The organism is Desulfotomaculum sp. OF05-3 (assembly GCF_003435535.1).
In the GTDB taxonomy this organism is placed as follows: domain Bacteria; phylum Bacillota; class Clostridia; order Lachnospirales; family Lachnospiraceae; genus Pilosibacter; species Pilosibacter fragilis.
The window spans coordinates 62,024-78,326 of the sequence record NZ_QWGO01000002.1 but is presented as its reverse complement, the minus strand read 5'-3'; the positions used below and the strand labels follow the sequence as shown (position 1 = coordinate 78,326).

At 49.5% G+C, this 16,303-nt stretch carries 13 protein-coding genes and 1 other annotated feature; of the genes, 7 read left to right on the top strand and 6 right to left on the bottom strand.

Translation table 11 applies throughout. From position 1 onward, the window contains the following. Positions 1 to 128: 128 nt before the first annotated feature. Positions 129 to 944: a Cof-type HAD-IIB family hydrolase gene (locus DXA87_RS01920; RefSeq protein WP_242998002.1), complete on the bottom strand. Its 816-nt coding sequence runs from the start codon at positions 942 to 944 to the stop codon at positions 129 to 131. 94 nt (positions 945 to 1,038) lie between these two features. Further along, the gene (locus tag DXA87_RS01915) at positions 1,039 to 2,364 is read right to left on the bottom strand and encodes a glycosyltransferase (RefSeq protein ID WP_117503105.1); all 1,326 of its coding nucleotides are present in this window, start codon (positions 2,362 to 2,364) and stop codon (positions 1,039 to 1,041) included. A 163-nt stretch (positions 2,365 to 2,527) separates the two neighbouring features. Then, positions 2,528 to 2,781: a binding site (T-box leader), on the top strand. Positions 2,782 to 3,075: 294 nt separating this feature from the next. Between DXA87_RS01915 and DXA87_RS01910 the strand changes: the two genes are divergently transcribed. From DXA87_RS01910 to DXA87_RS01900, 3 genes are all read left to right on the top strand, one after another. After that, positions 3,076 to 4,155: a TRAP transporter substrate-binding protein gene (locus DXA87_RS01910; RefSeq protein ID WP_117503104.1), complete on the top strand. Its 1,080-nt coding sequence runs from the start codon at positions 3,076 to 3,078 to the stop codon at positions 4,153 to 4,155. A 236-nt stretch (positions 4,156 to 4,391) separates the two neighbouring features. Further along, a complete protein-coding gene (locus DXA87_RS01905; RefSeq protein ID WP_117483514.1) occupies positions 4,392 to 4,880 on the top strand; it encodes a TRAP transporter small permease in 489 nt (162 codons plus the stop codon). 1 nt (position 4,881) lies between these two features. Continuing rightward, positions 4,882 to 6,141 carry a TRAP transporter large permease gene (locus DXA87_RS01900; protein ID WP_015553024.1) on the top strand — a complete coding sequence of 420 codons (1,260 nt, stop codon included), beginning with the start codon at positions 4,882 to 4,884 and terminating at the stop codon, positions 6,139 to 6,141. A 154-nt stretch (positions 6,142 to 6,295) separates the two neighbouring features. Here the strand turns inward: DXA87_RS01900 and spoVG are convergent, their stop codons facing one another. The 3 genes from spoVG to DXA87_RS01885 form a co-directional block, all read right to left on the bottom strand. Beyond that, positions 6,296 to 6,571: a septation regulator SpoVG gene (gene spoVG / locus DXA87_RS01895; protein WP_015553023.1), complete on the bottom strand. Its 276-nt coding sequence runs from the start codon at positions 6,569 to 6,571 to the stop codon at positions 6,296 to 6,298. Positions 6,572 to 6,699: 128 nt separating this feature from the next. Beyond that, positions 6,700 to 7,821 carry a glucose-1-phosphate adenylyltransferase subunit GlgD gene (glgD, locus tag DXA87_RS01890; protein ID WP_117469024.1) on the bottom strand — a complete coding sequence of 374 codons (1,122 nt, stop codon included), beginning with the start codon at positions 7,819 to 7,821 and terminating at the stop codon, positions 6,700 to 6,702. Continuing rightward, complete coding sequence (locus DXA87_RS01885) at positions 7,818 to 9,092, bottom strand: glucose-1-phosphate adenylyltransferase (protein WP_117503103.1); 1,275 nt, start codon at positions 9,090 to 9,092, stop codon at positions 7,818 to 7,820. The genes glgD and DXA87_RS01885 overlap by 4 nt, the downstream gene beginning before the upstream one ends. 489 nt (positions 9,093 to 9,581) lie before the next feature. Here DXA87_RS01885 and yfcC point away from each other — a divergent pair, with 489 nt between their 5' ends. The 3 genes from yfcC (at position 9,582) to fucO (ending at position 13,231) form a co-directional block, all read left to right on the top strand. After that, a complete protein-coding gene (yfcC, locus tag DXA87_RS01880; protein WP_117503102.1) occupies positions 9,582 to 11,093 on the top strand; it encodes a putative basic amino acid antiporter YfcC in 1,512 nt (503 codons plus the stop codon). A gap of 231 nt (positions 11,094 to 11,324) precedes the next feature. After that, complete coding sequence (locus DXA87_RS01875) at positions 11,325 to 11,906, top strand: TetR/AcrR family transcriptional regulator C-terminal domain-containing protein (protein ID WP_117503101.1); 582 nt, start codon at positions 11,325 to 11,327, stop codon at positions 11,904 to 11,906. A 176-nt stretch (positions 11,907 to 12,082) separates the two neighbouring features. Continuing rightward, positions 12,083 to 13,231, top strand: a complete 1,149-nt coding sequence (fucO, locus tag DXA87_RS01870) for a lactaldehyde reductase (RefSeq protein ID WP_015553018.1) — start codon at positions 12,083 to 12,085, stop codon at positions 13,229 to 13,231. Positions 13,232 to 13,322: 91 nt separating this feature from the next. On the opposite strand, the gene DXA87_RS01865 is transcribed toward fucO, so the two are convergent. After that, a complete protein-coding gene (locus DXA87_RS01865) occupies positions 13,323 to 14,633 on the bottom strand; it encodes an amidohydrolase (protein ID WP_117503100.1) in 1,311 nt (436 codons plus the stop codon). A gap of 259 nt (positions 14,634 to 14,892) precedes the next feature. Between DXA87_RS01865 and asnS the strand changes: the two genes are divergently transcribed. Continuing rightward, complete coding sequence (gene asnS, locus DXA87_RS01860; protein ID WP_117503099.1) at positions 14,893 to 16,284, top strand: asparagine--tRNA ligase; 1,392 nt, start codon at positions 14,893 to 14,895, stop codon at positions 16,282 to 16,284. The last annotated feature ends 19 nt before the right edge of the window (positions 16,285 to 16,303 follow it).

Below are 16,303 nucleotides of genomic sequence, written 5' to 3'. Positions count from 1 at the left end.
AGGATGTACCTTGGCACATTCTCGCGCCTCGTGCGGTCACTTGCGACAATCTACATCTTCGCGCGAGTGCGCATCATTGGCACGTTAGTGCCTGGCAGAATTCATCCGTCTCGAAATCTCAATTTTTCTCAGTCCTTAAATATCTCCTTCAGCCTCTTCAGCAGCCCTTCCTCATCATTCTTCCCGATCACCATCGGTGCCCGTCTCCGCACATTCTCCGGCGCATTTCCCATCGCCGCGCCAAATCCTGCCGCATGCATCATGGAAAGATCGCTCTCACCGTCACCGAAGGCCGCTGCCTCTTCCGGGGAAATTCCGAGTTTTCCACAGAGGGTCTTCAAACCTTCCGACTTTTCCACGCCCGCTGCCGTGATCTCCAGATATTCCGGGTTGGATGCCGCAGACTGGAGTTCGGAGAAATCTCTTGCCAGAACCGCCGCCAGCTTTGTCATCACGTCCGGATCTCCCATGAGAAGAAATTTATGAATTCCGCCTTCTTTTTCAAATATATCTTTAATAGCTCCAATTTCAGCCGGAAATCCCACGATTTTCTCTTCCCGCTGCTCTCTCCAATCGTCCCGGTCATCCACGATCCACTTCTCGCCGCCGAAGGTATTACAGGCAACAGCCGGAAAATCCTTGTCCAGCATCGCCTTCAGTTCCAGTGCCCGTTTTAACGGAATCATCTTACTGTAGATCTCATTTCCGTCATCATCAAGGATCAGCCCGCCGCAGAACGCAATGATCGGTGCATGATTCCCCAGCATTCTCTTAATGACCCGCACGCCTTCCGGTGACCGCGCGGAAGTCAGGATAAACGGGATCCCCTTATTCTCAAGATTCAGGATCATCTCCTTCGTTCCCTCCGTGATCTGTCCGTCCGACGTCAGCAGCGTGCCGTCGATGTCACTGAATACGATTTTGCAAGTTTTTTCTTTTTCCATCTTTATCTCCATATTTTTGATGTTTATTCGTTGTATTTCCACACCAGTACGACCGCCTGACGCAGTCCGCAGTTTCTCGCGAATGCGCCTTCTCCTATCCCCGCTGCAAAATACTCCTCTCGTTCTCCCGCACTTTCCGTGCCAGCAGCGTATACTGTCTGATCTCTTCCTCTGTAAAATTTCCAAACTTCGCCTGATAGTAATCGTTCTCCGCCGCCTCAAGATCCGGGATCACAACTTCTGATGCCGGAAGAAGTTCCAGTCGGATCTTTCGTTCTGTTCCCCGCCTTCTCGGGAGCTCCGTTATCTCCACCATCTTTTTCGCGGACAACCGCTGGACCGCCACCGCAAGGTCTCCGCGGCTAAGATCCATAAGATCCGCAAGATTCTTTCTGCTCAGTTCATGGCTTGTATCCTTCAGATATAAAAGCAGAGAAAGTTCCTCCATTGTCATATCATGCTTCAATGCCGCCGACTCCAGATATCTCTCCAAAAGTTTCCGGTCCCGGTATTTATCCACAATGATCCCCTCATCGGAGATCACCTCCTGCAGCGCACTGCTCCGCTCCTCTCCGAGCTTCCGGTTTCCGGGGATCGATGCCGGGAAAACAAAGCCGTCCTTCGCTGCATCCACCAGAAAATGGTACACCTGAAGCCGGTTTTTCTCATAATCCTCTTCGTCCAGCACATGCTTATAAAAGTTGTTGTAGTACTCAAACATCATAAGCTTCATCTTCACAGTCTTCGTGATGCTGATCTTCTGGTTCACCAGCGAACCTTTTGTCTTTACATAATAATACACCGGTGTCCTCAGCGCATAGAATGTCTCTGCATAGCGGACATACTCCAGATTGAACATGAAATCCTCACACCAGCTGATCTCCGCATCCATCCGGATCCCGAAGCGGTTTACGAGATCGCGCCGGTACAGCTTATTCCACAGCACTCCATAGTAATAATCCGCCGGATTCTCCATCATAAACGACGCGAATTCCTCCCGGTCGATCACGCAGTCTGACTCGATGTCCCCTTTTCTGGATACCATATCCCCAACGACGCGGTAAAAATCGGAGATCACCATATCACAGCCATGTTCCTCTGCCGCCCGGACCATAAGCTTTGTCGCATCCGGCGTCAGCCAGTCATCACTGTCCACAAACTGGAGATATGTTCCCTTTGCCCTTTCAATTCCCTGATTTCTCGTATCTGAAACCCCGGAATTTTCTTTGTGGATCACCACCACACGCTCATCCGTCTTCGCATACGCATCACAGATCGAGCCTGACATATCTCTGCTCCCATCATCTACGAGGATCAGTTCAAAATCTCTATATTCCTGTCCGAGAATACTGTCCACACAGCGGTTCAGAAATTTTTCCGCATTGTAGACAGGAACAATTATACTGACGGTCGGTTTCATTCTCCTCCTCCATTCTCTATAATAACCTGTTGGAATATCTCCTATGAAATAAATTTACTATACGATCTATCATATCATATTTTTCTCACAATACGCGATTTATTTTTTTAAATTCTCTTGACTTTTGAAAATCTGTGACTATAATAAAGGGCAGTTTTAAATATTCCTTGCGATGATGGGAACGCTCTTAACGAAGGTCTTTCAGAGAGCAGCTGGCTGGTGAAAAGCTGCAGACACCGCGTTACAGACAATCCTCCCGGAGCTAACCACTGAAAGTGTTCCAAGTAGGCTGGTTCGGTTTACACCCGTTAACGTGTTGCCTGTTAATTTTTCATATTTGAAAAACGACGGGATCGAGAGGCTGTTTTTTGACAGCAACAAGAGTGGTACCGCAGAAGTTTCGCTTCTGTCTCTTAAAAATAAGAGACAGGAGTTTTTTTTTGCCCCGAAAGTGTTGTCAGGCGGACAGACAGACCGCGTGCTTGCACGCAGAGCTGTCTGTACATCTGACAACCAAGCCAGCATGAGTAAGCAGGGCGACAGCCCGGATTACGAATGCCGGCTGAGATTGCGGGAGCACGCAGTGCGGAGCAATCTCCTTTCGCGCACTTTGCCAACACCACCATCAATTCCTTAGTTTCTTACCTGCGAGGGGCAGTTAAGATATATACTTATAATCAATCTATTCTTAAAAGACTTTAGGAGGTCATTATGAAAAAAAGTGCAAAATTATTATCCGCCGTTATGGCAGGCGCTATGGTTCTTTCCATGGCAGGCTGTGGCTCTTCCAGCAATTCCACAGAGACAACTGCTACTGCCGCTGAGACAACAGCCGCTGCCGCTGATTCTTCCGCTGCTGAGAGCAAGGAAGCGACTTCAAACACAGACGCAACCGTAATAAAGCTTGGTACGACCGTAAACGAGCAGGATAGTTTCCAGGTATGCGCTGAGAAATTCGCTGAGCTCGTAAAAGAGCGCACAAACGGCGCCTACGAGATCGAGATCCATCCGAACGGAGCTCTCGGCGACGAGCGTACCATGCTTGAGAGCATGCAGATGGGTACTCTTGATATGGGTATCATCACAAGCGGTCCGTTCGTAAACTTCTCCAGCGCTATGGGTGTTCTCGATATGCCGTTCCTGTTCGCAAACAACGAGGAAGCTTACAAAGTCCTCGACGGTGAGATCGGTAAAGAGCTCCTTGGAACACTCGAGGATGCTGACTTAAAGGGTCTCGCATACGCAGAGCGGGGTTTCCGTAACATCACAAACAGCAAGAAGCCGATCACAAACGCGGCTGACGTTGCAGGCTTAAAGCTCCGTGTCATGGAGAACGACGTTTACACAGCTACCTTCAAGGCTCTTGATGTAAACGCGGTTCCGATGGCATGGTCCGACGCTTTAACAGCTCTTCAGCAGGGCACCATCGATGGCGAGGAGAACCCGATCAACGTTATCTACTCCTACAAGCTCTGGGAGTCCCAGAAGTATGTAACCCTTGACCGTCATTCCTACTCCACAGCGATCATCACAATGAGCAACGACCTCTTCAAGTCCTTACCGGAAGATGTTCAGAAGATCTTCGAGGAATCCGCACAGGAAGCTGCTGAGTACGAGCGCCAGTGGGTTGCAGATCAGGAAGCTGACCAGCTCCAGGAGATCAAGGATCATGGTATGGAAGTCGTCGAGAACCCGGATGTAGACAGCTTCCGTGCAGCTGTTCAGAGCGTATATGACGCTTACCCGGATTACGCTGATTACATCAAAAGAATCCAGGACGCATTAAAGTAATTTCGCAGCTGTTTGATTTTAAAGTTCGGTGCTAAAATCCGTTAACATTGCCCCGGCAATGGGATTTTTAAAGCAGGTTCTTCGGCTGCCCAGGGAAACCCGGGCAGCCGGAACTGTTACCACTGATGTATTGTATGGAATTTTCAGTTCAGAAAATTCCTACTCGCGTACTGTAAATCAGAACCGCTTTAGCACTTTCCATGTAATTGTTTCGGTTTTCAAAGGAGGAAACACCGTTGGCTTTCGTTAAGGGATTTCACAAACTCAGCGATGTTCTGGACACCATCTGTTCCTACATCATCGTTGTCATGCTCGGCGCCATGGTCGTTATCACCGGCGCACAGATCGTCTGCCGTATGGCATTCACCGCACTCTCCTGGAGTGAGGAAGCGACCCGTTACCTTTTAGTCTGGTCATCATTTTTAGGCGCAAGCTGTGTATACAAGCACAGCGGCCATATCTCCATCACATTCGTTCAGGATATGGTTCCGGCCGCATTAAGCAAAGTCTTAAAACTTCTCGTCCATGTGGTCTGCACAGTTCTTTTTGTTGTCGTGATCATCTATGGTATGAAATACTTCGGAAAACAGGGAAACCAGCTGTCTGCAGCGATGCGTCTTCCCATGAAATATATTTACCTCTGCATTCCGGTAGGATGCGGATTCATGCTCGTACACGCGGTTGACGCGGTTCTTGGACTTTTATTTGGAAAGGAGGAGGCATAACATGGCAGCATTATTATTCATTTCCTTTATCGTTCTGCTTCTGATCGGCGTTCCGGTCGCATTCGCGATCGCGGCAGCAGCTCTCCTCGTCCTCTTAAAAGGCGATGTAAAGCTCCTGATCCTCGTGCAGCGTATGTTCGCCAGCACCGATTCCTTCTCCCTGATTGCGGTTCCGTTCTTCATCTTTGCCGGCGACCTTCTCGCAAAGGGAAAAGTTTCCAAGGTGCTCGTTGAGTTCGCCGAGTCCTTACTTGGTATGTTAAAGGGTGGTCTTTCCATCGTATCCGTCCTCGCCGGCATGTTCTTCGCGGCGATCTCCGGTTCCGGTGCCGCCACAACAGCCGCTGTCGGTGCAACACTGATCCCGGAGTTAAAGAAACGTGGATACCGTGAAGATTCCGCCGCTGCCCTGATCGCAGCTGCCGGGACCATCGGTGTCGTTATCCCGCCGTCCGTTCCGATGGTATTATACGCCGTTATCTCTGAGGACAGCGTAAACACACTTTTCAAAAATGGATTTGTCCCGGGAATTTTAATGGGCGTGATCCTCGTTGCGATCTCCCTCTATCAGGCACGCAAGTTCAACTACCCGAAGGGAAAAGCGTTCTCTGTCGGAAACGTGCTCCACACCTTCAAGGAAGCGATCTGGGGAATCTTAATGCCGCTGATCATCCTCGGCGGAATCTTCTCCGGTTACTTCACACCGTCTGAGGCGGCTGCCGTAGCAGTCATCTACGCGATCTTCGTCTCCTTCTTTATCTACCGCGACCTTGATTTCAAGGGTCTCGTTGAGATCATGAAGGGAAGTGCAAAGACATCTGCCGTTATCATGATCATCATCGCATGCAGCGGTCCGTTCGGCTGGGTTCTCGCAAACTACAAGATCCCGGAGGCCATTGCGTCCGGAGTATTGGGAATCTCCACAAACAAGTATGTGATCATGTTCCTGATCTCCCTGATCATCCTGCTCGCAGGAGTCTTCATGGAGACCTCCTCCGCGATCATCATTCTTTCCCCGGTGTTCCTGCCGCTTGTCAAGGCCATGGGCATCAGCACCGTACATTTTGGAATCCTCTTCGTAGTTGGTATCGCCATCGGCATGATCACACCGCCGGTTGCCATCAACCTGTTCGTTGCTTCCGGTATCACGGGACTTCCGATCGAGCGGATCTCCAAATCTGTTATCCCGTACCTGATCGGACTGATCATCGTATTCTTCATGATCGTATATGTTCCGCTTCTGATCCCGGGACTTATGTAATCGTATAAGAGATCATAATACGCGAAAAAAGTCCGCCGAATCTTTTCACGATTCGGCGGACTTTCTATTTCCCCATTCACAAGCCGCTCTCTGCGGCTATATCTTTTTGCAGGACCTGCGTCAGGCTGTCACTCCGGACAAGTTTCCCGGAAAACTAAACTGCCTGCGCTTCCTCCAGTGTGGTTGTCTCGTACTTGTCGAGGATCACTCTCTGGATCATGTCCCGTGTTCCGGAATTGATCGGATGGGCGATATCGCGGTATTCGCCATCAGCAGCTTTTCTGCTCGGCATCGCGATAAACAGGCCTTTCTCCCCTTCAATGACCTTGATATCGTGGATCACGAACTCGTTGTCCAGTGTGATGGACACGATCGCCTTCATTTTTCCCTCTTTCTCAATTCTTCTCACACGTACATCTGTTACCTGCATAATAACCTCCCCCATCTGCGCTCCCCGCAGATTTTATGTAATCACCGGCCAGTCAATATTTGAATGCCTGTCTTTCAGCCTTTGCCGCACCGTCCGGAATATCCCGTCTCCGAACTGCGGCACCCTTTTTACAGGGTATATCTCTCGTTCTTCTCGATCACGATCTTCACATCGTCCGGCTTTCCGATATACGTCGTATTCGCCCGGATCGTATCACGGCTCTCAACGATGCAGTTCTCGATAACGGTATTATCCCCAATATACACGTCATTTAAGATGATCGAATTCTTGATGATACAGTTGTTTCCGATATAGACCTTCTTAAACAGAACTGAATTCTCTACCGTTCCGTTTAAGATACAGCCGCTGGATACCAAGCTGTTCTTCACAACTGCGCCCGGATTGTATTTTGCCGGCGGAAGGTCATCCACCTTGGAGTAGATATCCGGATACTCTTTGAAGAAGTAATTGCGCACTTCCGGTTTTAAGAAGTCCATATTTGTCTGGTAGTAAGCATCGACAGAAGCGATGTTGCTCCAGTATGTATTTAACTTGTACGCATAGACCCGCTTGAGACCTTTGTAGCGCACCAGAATGTCCTGTACGAAGTCATATCTGTCCTCGTTCGCGCAGCGCTCGATAAGTTCGATAAGCTGACGGCGGCGGACAACATAGATACCGCAGGAGATCGTGTGGGAATCAGCCACCATCGGCTTCTCCTCAAACTCAACGATCCGTCCGTCGGCATTCGTCTTCACCATACCGAAACGTGTCACATCCACATCACCCGGCATGTCCTTGCAGACAACCGTGATATCGGCTTTCTTTTCGATATGATATTCCAGGACCTTATTGTAGTCCAGCTTATAGATACCGTCTCCGGCAGCGATCACTACATATGGTTCGTGGCTTTTCTTTAAAAAGTCCAGATTCTGGTAGAGCGCGTCTGCTGTTCCGCGGTACCAGTCGCTGTGCTCCGCCGTGATCGTCGGAGTAAATACATACATTCCGCCCTGTTTTCTTCCGAAATCCCACCATTTGGAAGAGCTTAAATGTTCATTTAAGGAGCGGGAGTTATACTGTGTCAGTACGGCAACGCTCTGGATATGAGAGTTGCTCATATTGCTTAACGCAAAATCCACGCTTCGGAAACTGCCCGCGATCGGCATCGCCGCGATCGCTCTCTTATTGGAAAGTTCGCGCATCCGCTTGCTGTTTCCGCCTGCTAAAACAATACCGATTGCTCTCATACGATTCCACCTGCCTTTACAATGTAGCCGCCGCTCTCAAGCGCTCCGTCCGGATAATCCTCCGCGGTCGTCACACCTGAAATTGCTGTATTCTTGCCGATCTTTACGTTCTCCGGGATCACAGAGTGTTCGCCGATCGTCACAAGATCAAACTGGTATACTTTCTGGTCATATTTGCTCGGCGCATATTCGCCAACACCAAGGTGCGCCCCGGCGCCGACCTTTACGTCCTCGGCCACGATCGCTTTTTCTATCACCGCGCCTTCACCGATCACGCTGTCCTGCATGATGATGGAGTCTTTGACTACAGCGCCTTTCTCGATCGTTACGCCGGATCCGATCACAGAGTTCGTTACCTCTCCGTAGATCTCGGAACCTTCGCCGATGATACACTTTGTGATCTTCGCGTCCGCGGAAATATACTGCGGCGGGATCCGGTCGCTCTTTGTATAGATCTTCCAGTATTCCTCATACAGGTTGAATTCCGGAATAATGTCGATGAGCTCCATATTTGCTTCCCAGTAGGAGCCGAGAGTTCCGACATCTTTCCAGTAACCATTGTACTCATATGCAAAGATCCGTTTGCCCTGCTCGAAGCAATACGGGATCACATGTTTTCCGAAATCACAGCCCGGCTCCTCGGAAAGCTTGATGAGCGCTTCCTTCAGTGCCTTCCAGCTGAAGATATAGATACCCATGGAAGCGAGGTTGCTTCTCGGGTTCGCCGGTTTTTCCTCAAATTCCGTGATCTTATTGTTGTCATCCGTGATCAGGATTCCGAAACGGCTTGCTTCCTCGATCGGCACCGGCATAGCGGCAATCGTGACATCCGCATTATTCGCTTTGTGATATTCCAGCATGACCTCATAATCCATTTTGTAGATGTGGTCGCCGGAAAGGATCAGAACGTATTCCGGATTGTAGGACTCCATGTACTCCAGATTCTGGTAAATTGCGTTCGCGGTTCCTGTATACCAGTCGCTGCCTTTACTTCTCTCGTAAGGGGGCAGGATCGTAACGCCGCCGACGTTGCGGTCTAAGTCCCACGGAATACCGATTCCAATGTGCGCGTTTAAACGTAAGGGCTGGTACTGGGTCAATACTCCCACAGTATCAACACCAGAGTTGATGCAGTTGCTGAGCGGGAAATCAATAATTCTGTACTTTCCGCCGAAGGAGACGGCCGGTTTTGCCACTTTCTGTGTTAATACACCGAGGCGGCTTCCCTGTCCTCCTGCCAACAGCATCGCTATCATCTCTTTTTTTACCATGATATCACCTCTTGCTGCTCTTTTTGTCCCATACATTAGTTTCTTAGATGGTGACTCTATTATAACATACTTTTTAGAAGATGTGAACAAACTTTTCATCCTTTCAATCCCAATTTTGTGTATATTCTGACATTTTTTTCTTTTTGTATGATACGCAATACAATACCTATGTTCCTGATTGGTTACATAAGTACCAAAAATGCTGATTCGAAATTGTATAAACCTATTAATAGTTACTGTTCACGCCTTGCGCAAACAGTAACTGATTTTGCCGATGCTTCGCATTCCGAATCGGCAAAATCCACTGCCACCACTGTATTGTACGGAATTTTCAGTTCAGAAAATTCCTACCCCTGTACAGCAACTATTAATATGTAGGATTAAAGGAAAAGAGTAATGACGTATCACAGAATTTATGTTAATATAGTAGATACACTACCTGTGCGGGGGATTTCACAGGCAGAGAATACAATTATGGGGGGATAAGCCATGGAGAAAAAAAAGGGCTTCCAGATGCCGCACACTTACATCATCATTTTTGGTGTCATTCTGTTCGCGGCTCTGCTCACCGTATTTATCCCGTTGGGTAAATACGACACAAAAGAAATCACGTATATGCAGAACGGCGTGGAAAAAACAAGAACCGTTCTGGATCCGGAAAGCTTCCAGTATATTCTGGATGAAAACGGAAACAAAGTGACCAAAGCAGCTCCGCTCTTCGGAACCGAGGACTTTGGCGGTCAGGGAATTTTAAACTATGTATTCGAGGGTATGACCGTCGGCGATAAGAATGGTACCGCTGTCGGAATCATCGCCTTCATTCTGGTCGTAGGCGGTGCCTTCGGTATCGTTCTCCGGACAGGCGCGATAGAAAGCGGCATTATGCGGGTCATCGCTTTGACAAATGGACGCGAGATCCTTCTGATCCCGATCCTCGTAGTCCTGTTCTCCCTCGGAGGCGCAGTCTTCGGCATGGGTGAGGAGGCAATTCCGTTCGTTATGATCCTCGTACCGATGTTTATCGCAATGGGATATGACGCAGTTGTCGGAATTATGTGCTCCTACGTATCTACACAGATCGGCTTCGGTTCTTCCTGGCAGAATCCGTTCGGACTGGCTGTTGCCCAGGGTGTTGCCGGTATTCCGGTCATGTCCGGTGCATGGTTCCGTATCCCGTTATGGATCTTCTTCACAGGACTTACGATCGTCTTCACGATGCGCTACGCGGTAAAGATCAAGAAAGATCCGAAGCTCTCCGTTGCATATGAGTCTGATGAGGAATACAGAAAAGAATTCGCAAAGAACGGCAAAGAGATGCCGCCGTTCACTCTCGGCCACAAGCTTGTTCTCCTCACGGTCGCTGCCTGCATGGTATGGACGATCTGGGGTGTTATAAGCGAGGGCTACTATATCCCGGAGATCGCTTCCCAGTTCTTCGTGATGGGTCTCGTTTCCGGTATCATCGGCGTTGTATTCAAGCTGAATGACATGAAAGTAAATGATATCGCAAAATCCTTCGACCACGGTGCTGCCGATCTTTTAGGCGCTGCAATGTGTGTCGGAATGGCGCAGGGTATCATCATCATCCTTGGTGGCACAAGTGCAACCGACGGTACAGTCTTAAATACGATCCTTCACAGCATCAGCGACGGAATGCAGAATTTCCCGCCGGTGATCTCCGCATGGTTTATGTATATCTTCCAGTCCGTGTTCAACTTCTTCGTTGTATCCGGTTCCGGACAGGCTGCCCTTACCATGCCGATCATGGCTCCTCTCGCCGATCTTGTCGGTGTCGAGAGACAGGTTGCTGTTGTTGCGTACCAGCTTGGTGACGCCTTCACAAACTTCATCGTTCCAACCTCCGGCTGCCTCTTAGGCGCGCTGGCTGCGGCAAAGCTCGACTGGGGCAAATGGGCAAAGTTCCAGATCAAATTCCAGGCTGTCCTGTTTACATTCGGATCCATCGCTGTGATCCTTGCCGTTTTGATCGGTCTCTCATAAAAACCGGTCTGCCTTTGGGCTCAGCCATCTGAAGTTCATTCATGCATAACACAAACTCCGTATCATCCGCGTGACTCGATCGCGGATAATACGGGGTTTTTTTGAACGCTTCCCGATGATATCTGAAGAGGGAGCTAACCGGAGCAAAAAGACTTTCTCCCTTGGGAAAAATATGATAGAATTTACTGAATACAATAGCACCGGTCGCGATACCGTAGAAAGGAGCTTTTAATGATCGAATCCAGCACGCCTGCCATGAAGGGGGAAAAAACAAAATACCGTCTCGCCGCAGCCATGAAGGAATGCATGAAGACAACTCCGGTCGATGCGATCACTGTCCGCCAGATCACAGAGCGCTGCGGCGTCACCCGCCAGACCTTTTACCGGAATTTTCTTGATAAATATGACCTGATCAACTGGTATTTCGACAAGCTCCTCGCCCGCTCCTTTGAACATATGGGACGCGGGACCATGGTCCTTGACAGCCTGGAGAAAAAATTTACATATATTCAGGAGGAAAAGGCGTTTTTTGCCGCCGCATTCCGCTATGACAGGCAGAATTCCCTGCGGGAGCATGATTTTAAGCTGATCCTCGCCTTTTATGAAAATCTGATCCGGGAAAAAAGCGGCAGACCGGCCAGCCCTGAGATCCATTTTCTTCTGGAAATGTACTGTCAGGGCTCGATCACCATGACCGTAAAGTGGGTTCTCGGTGGCATGGACCTAACCCCGTCCCAGTTTGCCGGGCTTCTCGTCCGCGCGATGCCGGCAGCATTGCGGGATCTGTTTCTTGAGCTTCATCTGCTGTCCTGATCTATTGTTATTTTGCACAATTTTCTATGTCTTTCTTTTGCAATATGTCGATTTTCCTTAAAGTGTTACACTTGACCTTTTCTGTAACTTTCTTTTTGCCCTTCAAGTTTGTTAATATAATAACAAAAGCACAGAAAGCTTTTGAGAGCAAGTATTCATGGAAGGAGTTTTTTATCATGGCAAATCGTATTATGTTAAATCAGACATCTTATCACGGAGCAGGCGCGATTCAGGAGATCGCGAACGAGGCGAAAGCCCACGGCTTTAAAAAGGCGTTCGTATGTTCCGACCCGGATCTCGTAAAATTCAAGGTTACCGCCAAAGTAACCGACATTCTGACCGCAAACGGTCTTGACTACGAGCTCTACTCCGATATTAAAGCAAACCCGACGATCCAGAATGTCCAGCACGGTGTTGAAGCATTTAAGGCATCCGGCGCTGACTACCTGATCGCCATCGGCGGCGGCTCCTCCATGGATACCTCCAAAGCGATCGGCATCATCATCGCAAACCCGGAATTTGAGGATGTAAGAAGTCTTGAGGGTGTTGCACCGACGAAAAAACCGTGTGTTCCGATCATCGCCGTTCCGACAACAGCCGGTACTGCTGCCGAGGTTACGATCAACTATGTTATCACCGATATCGAAAGAAAGCGTAAATTTGTATGCGTTGACCCGCATGACATGCCGATCATTGCTGTTGTTGACCCGGATATGATGTCCTCCATGCCAAAGGGACTTACCGCTTCCACCGGTATGGATGCCCTGACCCATGCCATCGAAGGCTACACAACAAAAGCTGCCTGGGAAATGACCGATATGTTCCATCTGAAAGCCATCGAGATCATCTCAAAATCCCTGCGCGGTGCTGTGGCAAACACAAAGGAAGGCCGCGAGGGAATGGCTCTCGGTCAGTACATTGCCGGTATGGGCTTCTCCAACGTTGGTCTTGGCATCGCCCACTCCATGGCACACACACTCGGTGCTGTCTATGATACCCCGCACGGTGTTGCCTGCGCAATGATGCTTCCGATCGTTATGGAATATAATCAGGAATGCACCGGCGAAAAATATCGTGAGATCGCGCGTGCAATGGGCGTTGCAAATGTTGATTCCATGTCTCAGGACGAATACCGGAAGGCTGCTGTTGACGCTGTCAAGAAGCTTTCCGCGGATGTCGGAATTCCATCTGTCCTTGAGGCGATCAAAGAGGAAGACCTTCCGTTCCTTGCAGAGTCCGCACATGCAGATGCCTGCGCGCCGGGCAACCCGAAGGATGCCAGCGTAGAGGACCTGAAAGACCTGTTCCGCAAGATCATGGCATAAAAGTGCCTTCTCGCATTTATGAAAAGAGCTCCGGCAAATTGGCCGGAGCTCTTTTTATCTGTCGCTTTTTATCGCATGCACTTCTCACCCATTAGTGCATAATGTCATAAACCACACCGCAGAAGATCTTCACCGCATTCGGAAGAACCTGCTCGTCGATATCGAAGATACGGCTGTGACCCGGGCCGGCTTCGTGGGTGAGGACGCGCATGAAGGTCGCCTGTCCGCCCTGTTCCTGGACGCGGTTCATCATATAGGAGACATCCTCGCTGCCGCCGTTTTTGCTGCTCATTTCCTTCGCAACCGGCAGATGGAGATCTTCCTCGCAGACTCTCTTCACCCGCTCCATCAGCGCCTCACTGCTCGCCAGGGAGTTTGCCGCGCCCATAAGCTTCATCTCACAGGTGCATCCGTGCATTTTTGCCGCGCTCTCGATAATGTTCACTGCGTAATTTTTCATGTACTCGTTGATCTCGGTGGTCTCACCGCGGACCTCGATCTCCATCTTCGCCTCGTCCGCGATAACATTCCGTCCGCTTCCGGCGACAACGGTTCCCACATTTACTCTGGACACGCCGCCGGAGTGACGCGGGATCGCATAAAGGTTTAAGATCGCCGTTCCGACTGCCAGCATGACATTCCGTCCAACCTCCGGTGATCCGCCCGCATGGGCAGATTTTCCGTGGAAGATCACATCATATTTTGTCGTTGCGAGAGAGCCATAGCTTCCCGGAATTACCACTGCCGGATCATCCTCTTTCTTATTTGTCACATGAGAGCCGATCAGGTAATCCACACCGTCAAGGTGTCCGTTATCAACGATGGATTTCGCGCCGCGGACGCCCTCTTCCGCCGGCTGGAAGATCAGCTTTACTGTTCCGTGAAGCTGGTCCTTTATAGACATCAGAACTTTCGCCACACCGAGACCGATGGTGGCATGTCCGTCATGTCCGCAGGCATGCATGAAGCCTTCATTTACGGAGTTAAATCCCTCCTTCGCCGGTCTGTGGCTCGGATCATGTTCCTCGAATACGCCGAGGGCATCGATATCAAACCGCATGGCAACCGTCGGGCCCTCGCCGCAGCGCAGGATTCCGATCACGCCGGTCATTCCTCCCTTTGTGTACTTAACAAACTCCGGATCCGCTCCCTGAGCAATGGCACGCTCATACTGTTCCTCTAACTTTTCCTCAGACGGAACGCCCATTCTGGAATCCTTTTTGCAGACCTGATCTCCGACAAGCACTTCATATCCGAGCTCTGTCAGTTTCCGAGCAATAATGGACGACGTCCTCATCTCGAACCAGCCCGGCTCCGCGTACTTATGAAAGTCACGTCTCTGCGCTGTAAGGTCACCCGCCATCTCATCGCTCATAGTCTTGATCCGATCATAAATATTCATTCGTTTGCCCTCCCGTATGCTATTTTATTATTATTATAGTCGATATTCCGGAATTTTTCTATAAAAATATATTTTTCTATCCCTATTTTACTTACAAATCTTGATGGACTCTGTAATTTCTGCCCGGGAGGCCTTTAAAAAACTCCCGAAAACCCCCGTGTTATGCCCATTTCACCTTGAATCCCCATAAAAAATACGCTATACTAATACCAGATTGCACATTTATCTAAGAAGAGAGATATAAGGAGAAGGAAAAATCATGCAGTTGACAACAGTGAAAGAGCTCTTTAAAGAGCGTGACAAATATTTAAACCAGGAGATCCAGGTCGGCGGTTGGATCCGCAGCATCCGTGATTCCAAGGCATTCGGCTTTATCGTATTAAACGATGGTACAAGCTTCGATACCTTACAGATCGTTTACCATGATACAATGGCAAACTTCGCTGAAGTTTCCAAGTTAAACGTCGGCGCTTCCATTATCGTAAAAGGTACTCTCGTTGCAACACCGGAGGCAAAGCAGCCGTTTGAGATCCAGGCAACAGAAGTTACCGTTGAGGGGGCTTCCAGCGCAGACTACCCGCTCCAGAAAAAGCGCCATACATTCGAATATCTTCGTACGATCCCGCACCTCCGCGCACGTACAAATACATTCCAGGCTGTATTCCGTGTGCGTTCCTTGATCGCTTACGCGATCCATCAGTACTTCCAGGAACAGGGCTTCGTCTATGTCCACACTCCGCTAATCACCTCCAGTGACTGTGAGGGTGCCGGTGAGATGTTCCAGGTAACGACTCTCGATCTTGATAACGTTCCGAAGACTGAGGACGGCGCAGTTGATTACAGCAAGGACTTCTTCGGAAAGCACACAAGCCTTACCGTAAGCGGACAGTTAAACGCTGAGACCTACGCAATGGCATTCCGCAATGTTTACACCTTCGGACCGACCTTCCGTGCTGAGAATTCCAACACGACCCGTCATGCTGCCGAGTTCTGGATGATCGAGCCGGAAATGGCATTCGCAGATCTCGATGACAATATGGCTGTCGCTGAAGGCATGTTAAAGTATGTCATCCGTTACGTTCTCGAGAACGCTCCATCCGAGATGAACTTCTTCAACCAGTTCGTCGACAAGGGACTTCTCGACCGCTTAAACAACGTATTAAATTCCGAATTCGGCCACGTTACCTACACAGAGGCTGTAAAGCTCCTTGAAGAGCACAACGATGAGTTCGATTACAAGGTATTCTGGGGCTGCGATCTCCAGACGGAGCATGAGCGCTATCTGACTGAGAAGATCTTCAAGAGACCGGTATTTGTTACCGACTACCCGAAGGAGATCAAGGCGTTCTACATGAAATTAAATCCGGACGGAAAGACCGTTGCCGCTGTGGACTGTCTCGTTCCGGGTATCGGCGAGATCATCGGCGGAAGCCAGCGTGAGGACGATTACGAGAAGCTCCTTGCCCGAATGAACGAGCTCGGATTAAAGCCGGAAGACTACGGTTTCTATCTTGATCTGAGAAAATACGGCAGCGTCCGCCACTCCGGTTTCGGTCTCGGCTTCGAGCGCTGCGTAATGTACCTCACAGGAATGGGCAATATCCGCGACGTAGTTCCGTTCCCGCGTACCGTTAATAACTGCGAATTATAAAGAAACAGCAGCCCGCCGC

What these genes read in the sequence shown, in the direction of transcription:
- DXA87_RS01920 (WP_242998002.1), bottom strand. Translation starts at nt 944, where the DNA reads ATGGAAAAAGAAAAAACTTGCAAAATCGTATTCAGTGACATCGACGGC.
- DXA87_RS01915 (WP_117503105.1), bottom strand. Translation starts at nt 2,364, where the DNA reads ATGAAACCGACCGTCAGTATAATTGTTCCTGTCTACAATGCGGAAAAA.
- DXA87_RS01910 (WP_117503104.1), top strand. Translation starts at nt 3,076, where the DNA reads ATGAAAAAAAGTGCAAAATTATTATCCGCCGTTATGGCAGGCGCTATG.
- DXA87_RS01900 (WP_015553024.1), top strand. Translation starts at nt 4,882, where the DNA reads ATGGCAGCATTATTATTCATTTCCTTTATCGTTCTGCTTCTGATCGGC.
- spoVG (WP_015553023.1), bottom strand. Translation starts at nt 6,571, where the DNA reads ATGCAGGTAACAGATGTACGTGTGAGAAGAATTGAGAAAGAGGGAAAA.
- glgD (WP_117469024.1), bottom strand. Translation starts at nt 7,821, where the DNA reads ATGAGAGCAATCGGTATTGTTTTAGCAGGCGGAAACAGCAAGCGGATG.
- DXA87_RS01885 (WP_117503103.1), bottom strand. Translation starts at nt 9,092, where the DNA reads ATGGTAAAAAAAGAGATGATAGCGATGCTGTTGGCAGGAGGACAGGGA.
- yfcC (WP_117503102.1), top strand. Translation starts at nt 9,582, where the DNA reads ATGGAGAAAAAAAAGGGCTTCCAGATGCCGCACACTTACATCATCATT.
- DXA87_RS01875 (WP_117503101.1), top strand. Translation starts at nt 11,325, where the DNA reads ATGATCGAATCCAGCACGCCTGCCATGAAGGGGGAAAAAACAAAATAC.
- fucO (WP_015553018.1), top strand. Translation starts at nt 12,083, where the DNA reads ATGGCAAATCGTATTATGTTAAATCAGACATCTTATCACGGAGCAGGC.
- DXA87_RS01865 (WP_117503100.1), bottom strand. Translation starts at nt 14,633, where the DNA reads ATGAATATTTATGATCGGATCAAGACTATGAGCGATGAGATGGCGGGT.
- asnS (WP_117503099.1), top strand. Translation starts at nt 14,893, where the DNA reads ATGCAGTTGACAACAGTGAAAGAGCTCTTTAAAGAGCGTGACAAATAT.